Consider the following 8239-nt stretch of genomic DNA (forward strand, 5'->3'; position numbering starts at 1 on the left):
GGGCCGCCGTCCGCGCAGTCGGCGGGGTTGGTGGAGGTGCAGACCTCCTTCAGGATGGTCAGTGACGGCACGTCGACCGTGGCTTCGGACGGCGGCGTGGTGATCGGCGTTCCGCCGGGTCCGGGGAACGTGGCGGTGGCGGTGTTGACGGTGTGCTGGGTGATGTTTGCCAGGTCGCAGAAGACCTGGTGGGAGGCGCCGACGGCGAGGTCGAAGCTGCCGGCGGCGGTGGCGCAGGCCGGGGTGACGGCGTCAGCCAGCGTGATGCCGGTGACGGGGACGGTGCCGGTGTTGGCCACCGTGATGCGCCAGTACGCCGTGGCTCCGGGCGCGACGATCGCGTTCTTCGCCCAGGGGCCGGGGCCGCCGTCCGCGCAGTCGGCGGCGTTCGCGGAGGTGCAGACCTGCTTGTCGATGCTGATGGACGGCTCGGCGGGCGGCGTCACGTCGACCGTCGCTTCGGACGGGGGCGTGGTGATGGGGGTGCCGCCGGGGCCGGGGAAGGAGGCAGTCACCGTGTTGACGGTGTGCTGGGTGACGTTGGCGAGGTCGCAGAAGACCTGGTGTGAGGCGCCGGCCGCGAGGTCGAAGCTGCCTGCGGCGGTCACGCACGACGGGGAGACGCTGTCCGTCAGGGTGATTCCGGTGATCGGGATCGTGCCGGTGTTGGTGACCGTGATGCGCCAGTACGCGGTATCCCCGGACGGGATCGTCGTGCTACTGGCCCACGGTCCGCTACCGCCTTCCACGCAGTCGGCGGCGTTGGTGGAGGTGCAGACCTCCTTCAGGATGGCCAGTGACGGCACGTCGACCGTGGCTTCGGACGGGGGCGTGGTGATGGGGGTGCCGCCTGGGCCCGGGAAGGTGGCCGTCACGGTGTTCACCGTGTGATGGGTGATGTTCGCCAGGTCGCAGAACACCTGGTGCGAGGCGCCGACGGCCAGGTCGAACGATCCTGCCGCGGTCACGCACGACGGTGACACGCTGTCCGTCAGGGTGATCCCGGTGATCGGAACCGCGCCGGTGTTGGTGGCGGTGATCCGCCAGTAGGCGGTGGAACCGGGGGCGACCGTCGTCGATGCGGCCCAGGGGCCTGGACCACCGTCCACGCAGTCGGTCGCCGTCGCGGAGGTGCAGACCTCCTTGAGGACGGTGAGCGCCGGCGTGCATTCGGCGCCGGGGATCACCTGGAGGGTGACGGCGTTGGAGGTGACGGGTGCCTGGCCGTTGGTGACGGCGGAGGCCTGGTTGGTGACGGAGGTGACGGCGCAGTCGGTCGTCACGATGGTCTCGTAGCAGATCTGCGGCGCGTCGCCGACGAAGGTCACCTGCATCTTCGGCTGGTTGCCGGGCGTGAAGGCCGAACCGTTGATCAGGGTGAGGTTGGCGATCACCTGGATCGGCGCGTCAGTGGTCGGGACGGACGAGATGTCCGCCGTCTCGGTGGCCGGGTCGAACGGGAAGGTGCCGATGGTGGTGCCGTCGGCGGCCAGCACGGTCACCGAGGACTGGGTGAAGTCGACGGTCGTCGGGTCGATGTCGAGGAGGCTGACCGTCCCGTAGGACCTCACGTGCCCGGTCGCTCCGTCGCAGTAGTACGCGGAGGGGTTGAGGGTGCTCTGGGCCTTGGTCTTCAGGCAGGGGGAGGCGCCGGTGATCGGGTCGAGCGTGAACAGGTAGCCGGTGTCGCCGAGGCTGTACTTGCACTGGCCGTCGTAGGCGAAGCCGTACGGGCGGGTGTCGCCGCCGTTGACGTTGAGCGGGCCGTCGACGACGCCGTTGGTGCCGTACTGGGCGCAGGGGGCCTGGGTGTTCCAGTCGTAGCAGTACTCGGTGCTGTTGCTGGTCGGGCTGATGCTCTGGTAGATCCAGAGCGGGAACTCGGTCTCCAGGTGCCCGTTGGGGGCGGTGATGGTCAGCGGTACCTGGAAGTTGGCTTCGCCGGTGGCGACGTTGGTGCTGAGCAGGGGCTGGAGGCCGGGGGGTGCGGCGATCGGGTTGCCCGTCAGGTCGAAGCAGACGACGGTGCCGACGGGCGGTGTGACCTCCTGGTAGACGCCGCCGACCGCCGTGCAGACGCCGGTGACGGTGCCCGCCGGGTCGTACATCTCGAAGACGTTGTCGGCTCGGGCGGGTGCGGTGCCGTTCGGGGTGACCACGGTCTTGGGGACGGCCCAGCCGGTGCAGGCGGCGTTGGTCGACGGGTCGAAGCAGGACATCACGGTGGGCGCGGGGGCCAGGGTGTTGTCGGTGACGTAGATCTTGCCGTTGATCACCCGCATGATGCCGGCGTAGTCGCCGCTGAAGATGGACTGCCCCTCGTTGGGCGGCAGGCCGATGTCGAAGGTGCCGCAGGAGGCGTTGGTGGCGGGGTCGTAGCAGAGGATCTCGCCGGTGCCGGAGACCGCGTAGATCAGCTGGTTCGGTGCTTGGACGACGCCGCCGATGACCTGCCCGGTGCCGGTCTGGAGGGCGGTGAAGCCGCAGCTGGCCTGGGTCTGGAGGTCGATGCAGCCGACGCCGATCAGCGCGAGGGTGGTCCGGCTGATCGCGGCGTAGTACAGCTTGGAGCCGATCTGCACGTAGGTCGGGGTACGGGTGCTGCCGATGTCGCCGGTGGTCTCGCCGGCCACCGAGGAGTTCAGCGCCTGGGGCCAGGTGGCGGGGGCGCCGCTCGGGGTCGGGCAGGGCCCGTTGGTGAGCAGGTCGGTACAGACCACGCTGGCGGTGTTGGAGAAGCCGTGGTGGTAGATGTTCCAGATCTCGGGCGTGGCGACGCCGTTGATGGTGGCGGTGTAGAGGATCGGCGTGAAGCCGTCGCCGCCGGTGGCCGTGTTGACCGGGGTGAACGGCGGCGGGATCTGGACCACCTGACCGGTCGCCGGGGACGAGAGCATCGGGTTGGTGGCCTGGACGACGTTGGTGGCGGCGCCCGCGTCGGTGCCGGAGAAGGTCGCGCCGCCGTCGGTGGACCACTGCTTGGTGAAGCCGGGGGGCGCCTGGAGCGAGCCGGGCGCGTAGGACTGGGTCTGCGGGGTGCTGCCCGGTCCGCCCTGGATCGGGTCGGTGATGGTGGTGTTGACGGGCGCGCCGTCCGGGTTGGTCATGGAGACGACCCAGCGGACGGTGTCGCCGTGGGCGGTCTCGGTGGTGCTGCCGGTGGCGAGGTCGGTGCCGCTCTTCGCCAGGGTCACCGGTTGCTGGCGCACGCCGCTGCGGCCGGTGCCGCCGCCGGCCGGGCTGCCCGTGGCCGGGGTGGCGGCGGGAGTGCGCGCGGCGCGGTCCGCGGCGTGGTCCACGGCGTGCGCCGCCGCGGGGGCGGCGAAGGAACCGGCGGCCGTGGCGAACGCGAGGAGGAGGGGGAGCGCCGCCCGGGTGAGACGGTCGCGGATCGCGAGTGGTTTGCGGTGTCTTCGCTCGCACCCGCGGGCGGGTGGACGACTCCTCATGACGATTCCCTTCGATCGAGCGGTCCGGTGTCGCACGGTGTGCTGGAGGCTGGTGGCGCGTTGGAAACCGTGGACCGGGCACGTACGGTCGATGAATCGCTACCCACGGTGACCATGTGGGTAGTATGCAGTCTGAAAATCCGACAAATAAGGGCCAATGACTCCAAATGTGAAGACATTCACCCTGAGGTGTACGGCGCATCGACCTGACGGGCGTTCACCGTCGTCGGGCGGCGCCCGCCCCCGTCCCCGCGAGACCGGAGGCGGGGGTGGGCGCGGGGGCGGGCACGTGATCGGGGCCGGGCGCGCGGGGACCGCGGTGCGTCACGCCTCGGCGGCGTGGACCCGCGAGCCGCGCAGGTAGGTGGCCAGCACGTCGGTCTCGTGGATCCGGCGGGCGTCGACCTCGAACAGGTTCTGCGACAGGACGAGGAAGTCCGCGGACTTCCCCGGCTCGATGCTGCCGACCCGCTCGCCGAGGCCGAGCGCCTCGGCCGGGCGCCGGGTGAAGCTGACCAGCGCCTCCCGGAGGGTGAGCCGCTGCGCGGGATTGACCGTCTCCTCGCCGCCTCCCGGCGCCTCCCGGGTGACCATCGTCTCGATCCCGGTCCAGGTGTGCGGCGTCGGAGCCCCGGCGGGCCAGTCGGAGCCGGCCGACACGTTGGCCCCGGCGGCCAGCAGGTCCGCCAGCGGCCAGGCCCGCTCGATGACCTCGGCCGGCACGCAGGCCGCCAGGCTGTCCTGGATGATGCTCGGGTACCACAGGTAGGGCGATGCGTCGGCGACCACGCCCAGCTCGCCGAACCTGCGGACGTCGGACGGGGTGACGTACTCGGGGTGGGCGAGGTGGAAGACCGGCCCCGACCCGTGCCGTTCGCGGATGACCGCGATCGCGTCCAGCGCCATCCGGGTCGAGGCGTCCCCGGCGGCGTGGATCTTCACCCCGCGCCCGGCGGAGACCGCCGTCTCCAGTTCCTCGACGAGTGCGTCCGGGTCGTACAGGCACTCCCCGGATTCCTCCCCGTGGTCGGAGCACCCGTGCGGCAGGTACGGGTCCAGCATCGCGGCGGTCCGGGTCATCGGAACGCCGTCGAGGAACACCTTGACGAATCCCACGTGGAGCAGCTCGGAGCCGAACCGCTCGGACACCGCCAGCAGTTCCTTCCCGCTGATGCCGGTCTCCGCGAGCAGCGGGCGGGCCACGGTGGACGTCACCACCCGGAGGGTGAGCTCGCCGTCGGCCTCCAGCGCCGAGAGCGCGCGCAGCGCCGACTCCGTGGTCGCGGCGTCGCAGGCGGTGGTGATCCCGTGCCGGTTGCAGACCTGGGCTGCGGTCGCGAAGCTCACCCGGTGGCGCGCCTCCGGGTCCTCGACGCTCGCGGCGAACGCCTCCTCCGCGACCCGGGAGGCCTGCTCCCACAGGACGCCGGTGAGGCGGCCCCGGTCGTCGCGCACGTACGTCCCGCCCTCGGGGTCGGGCGAGTCCTCGGTGACCCCCATCGCCCGGAGGGCGGCGCTGTTGACCCAGCGGTTGTGCTGGGTGTCGTCCCTGAGCAGCACCGGGCGCCCGGCGGCGGCCCGGTCGAGGGAGGCGAGCAGGTCGACGTCGGCGAGCCCGTCCATCGTCGTCGACCCGACGACGCCGCCGACGATCCACTCCTCGGGCCCCAGCCGCGCCGCGCGCGCCGCGACCGTCTCGCAGATCTCGTCGACTCCGAAGTGCGGCGCGATCGGCAGGTCCCACGCGACCAGCGCCCCGCCCAGCGAGAGGTGGGTGTGGACGTCGCAGATCCCCGGCATGACCATCCGGCCGCCCGCGTCGACGACGGTGGTGTCCGGGCCGGCCAGCCGCGAGACCTCCGCGGAGCTTCCGACGGTGGTGAACTCGCCGTCGGCGACGGCGAACGCCTCGGCGGTGGTGCCCGCCGGATCCGCGGTGAACACGGCGGCGTTGACGACGATCAGATCGGGGGTCCTGGTCATGGCTTCCTTCGCTCGGCTCGACGGTGAGTCGGGATGTTGGGCTGAAAGCTACGAGTCCGTGAGGCGCCGCACCTCGGCCGAAAGGCCGTTCCGCCCGCACCCGTGATGTGCGTCCGGCGGCGGACGGGCGGGGCGGTGCGGATCACGGCGGCGTGCCAACACCACTCTGCCCCAGGGAGTTTGGGGGTTGACACCGTGCCGTGATGATCGTCATGATTTCGTCCGATATGGGAGGTCTCCAATGGCCGTGGACATGCGGTGGTGGGCCCGGCTGGCCGAGGAGGTCCGCGCGGCCGGCCGTGGTGACGTGCCGGTCGAACTCCCGCTGCGCGCGGTGCGCGACGGGCTCGGCTTCGACTGCGCCGCACTGGTCGCCACCGGACCCCCGTCCTCCGGCGGCGCCCCGCACACCGCCGTCGTCAACCTCGACTACCCGGCGGAGACCCTCGCCCACATCGCCACCCGGTACAGCAGGACCTGCCCCGTCCACCGGTTCGCCACCCGTCGCGGCACACCGGTGCGATTCGTGGACGTGCCGTTCGACTACCGGGAGACCAGGACCTACCGGGACGCGATCCTGCCCAACGGCTTCCGCGAAGGCCTGACCCTGCCGCTGGCGCCACCCGCCGCCGGTGCGGCGCCGCCGGGCTTCGTGGTGATGAGCTCCCGTCGCGCCACGCCGCTCGACGACGAGTCGTGCCTCGCGCTGACGATGCTCTCGCACGACCTCGCCGCGCTCCTCGACCCCGGGGCCGAGGCCGACGACGCCCCCGCCGAGGTGGTCCTCCGGGTCACGCCGGACCTGGTCGAGGCCAGGGCCGGCGACCTCCGCCGAGTGCCGCTCACCCGTGCCGAGCTGCGCCTCGCCGCGCGGGCCGCCGCGGCCGGCGCGGGCGACCGGACCGGCTTCCACCACCGGGGCGCCGACGGCACCTGGTGGCACGTCCGCGCGGTGCGCCGGCCGGACGCCGTCGTGGTCCGGCTCGGCCGGGCTCCCGCGCTCGGCCGGCTCACCGGCCGGGAGCTCGACGTCGTCGGCCTGGTCGCCCGGGGGTGGTCCAACGAGCGGATCTCCCAGGGGCTGGGCATCGCGGTCCGGACCGTCCGGATCCACGTCGAGTCCTCGCTGATCAAGCTGGACCGCCCCAACCGCACGGCGCTGGCCCGCACCGCCTTCGAGCGCGAGCTCGACACCCTGGGCGCCCTGCGGGCCGCGAACGGCTGACGGCGGCCCCGGCTTCCCGGCTCTCCGGCTCTCCGGCCCTCCGGCTTCCCGGCCGGACATCCGGAAGCCGAGCCTCCCGGTCACGCCCCGGGCGCGGGCCCGGTCGCGCGGCCTCATACGATCGTCCCGCATTCTCCGACGGACGGTGCCGGCCGCTCGGCCGGGCGCCCGCCGTCCACCACCCCGCACGACCCTCGGCTCCACCGCACACCGCGGTGGAGTCGTGCATCGAGGAGGAACGTTCATGCAAGCCCGGAAGATCGGCGCGGCCGCCGCGACCGCGGTGGCGGTCCTGGCCGCCCGCGACCTCATCCAGAAGCGGCACGCCCTGCTCCGGAACTTCCCGGTGGTCGGGCACGCCCGGTACCTGCTGGAGAGGATCGGACCGGAGCTGCGGCAGTACATCGTGACCTCCAACGAGGAGGAGCGTCCGTTCAGCCGTGACCAGCGCACCTGGATCTACGCGTCGGCGAAGGAGGAGAACAACTACTTCGGGTTCGGCACCGAGGTCGACGTCGAGCACGTCCAGGGACACGCCTACGTGAAGCAGCGCACCTTCGCCGGGGCGCTGCCCGACGCCCACGACCCGCAGGCGCCGCTGCCCTCGGCCAAGGTGCTGGGCGGCCCGCGCGGGCGCGCCAAGGCGTTCCGCCCGGCGAGCGTGGTGAACATCTCGGCGATGAGCTTCGGCTCGCTCTCCGGCGCGGCCATCACGGCGCTCAACCAGGGGGCGGCGCTCGCGGGCGCGATGCACAACACGGGCGAGGGCGGCCTCTCGCCGCACCACCGCAACGGCGGTGACCTCGTGCTCCAGCTCGGTACGGCGTACTTCGGCTGCCGCAACGAGGACGGCAGCTTCAACCTGGACAAGCTCAAGGACGTCGTCGCCGGCGCTCCCGTCAAGGCGATAGAGATCAAGCTCTCCCAGGGCGCCAAGCCCGGGCTGGGCGGGATGCTGCCGGGCGCGAAGGTCACCCCGGAGATCGCCGGTATCCGCGGCATCCCGGTCGGCCAGGACTGCGCCTCGCCGTCGCGGCACACCGCGTTCGGCGACGTCGACTCGATGCTCGACTTCGTCGAACTGCTCGCCACCGAGACCGGTCTGCCGGTCGGGGTCAAGAGCGCCGTGGGCGAGATGGGCTTCTGGCAGGAGCTGGCCACGCTGATGGCGCGCGGCGACCGCGGGGTCGACTTCGTGACCGTCGACGGCGGCGAGGGCGGCACCGGGGCGGCGCCGAGGATGTTCGCGGACTCGGTGTCGCTGCCGTTCCGGATGGGCTTCTCCCGGGTCTACGGCACCTTCGCGGAGCTGGGGCTGACCGACGAGCTGACCTTCATCGGTTCCGGAAAGCTCGGCCTGCCCGAGAACGCCGCGGTCGCCTTCGCCCTGGGCGCGGACATGATCAACGTGGCCCGTGAGGCGATGCTGTCGATCGGCTGCATCCAGGCGCAGAAGTGCCACACCGACAAGTGCCCCACCGGCATCGCCACCCTGAACCCGTGGCTGGCCCGCGGCGTCGACCCGGCCTCGAAGTCCACCCGGGCCGCCGTCTACCTGCGCACCCTGCGCAAGGAGCTGCTG

General features: G+C 72.1%; 4 protein-coding genes. 2 read left to right on the forward strand and 2 right to left on the reverse strand.

Annotation, left to right across the window (positions count from 1 at the left end; translation table 11 throughout):
* Positions 1 to 3449 (reverse strand): hypothetical protein (locus ACFRMQ_RS34485; protein ID WP_380734720.1); only part of this gene is annotated, 3449 nt, incomplete at its 3' end.
* A 324-nt stretch (positions 3450 to 3773) separates the two neighbouring features.
* The gene (locus ACFRMQ_RS34490; protein WP_380734722.1) at positions 3774 to 5432 is read right to left on the reverse strand and encodes an amidohydrolase; all 1659 of its coding nucleotides are present in this window, start codon (positions 5430 to 5432) and stop codon (positions 3774 to 3776) included.
* Positions 5433 to 5673: 241 nt separating this feature from the next.
* Here ACFRMQ_RS34490 and ACFRMQ_RS34495 point away from each other — a divergent pair, with 241 nt between their 5' ends.
* Complete coding sequence (locus ACFRMQ_RS34495; protein WP_380734724.1) at positions 5674 to 6657, forward strand: autoinducer binding domain-containing protein; 984 nt, start codon at positions 5674 to 5676, stop codon at positions 6655 to 6657.
* Positions 6658 to 6901: 244 nt separating this feature from the next.
* On the forward strand, positions 6902 to 8239 hold a 1338-nt coding region (locus ACFRMQ_RS34500; protein WP_380734725.1), incomplete at its 3' end, for a glutamate synthase-related protein.

It is taken from the genome of Kitasatospora sp. NPDC056783 (genome assembly GCF_042789895.1).
In the GTDB taxonomy this organism is placed as follows: domain Bacteria; phylum Actinomycetota; class Actinomycetes; order Streptomycetales; family Streptomycetaceae; genus Kitasatospora.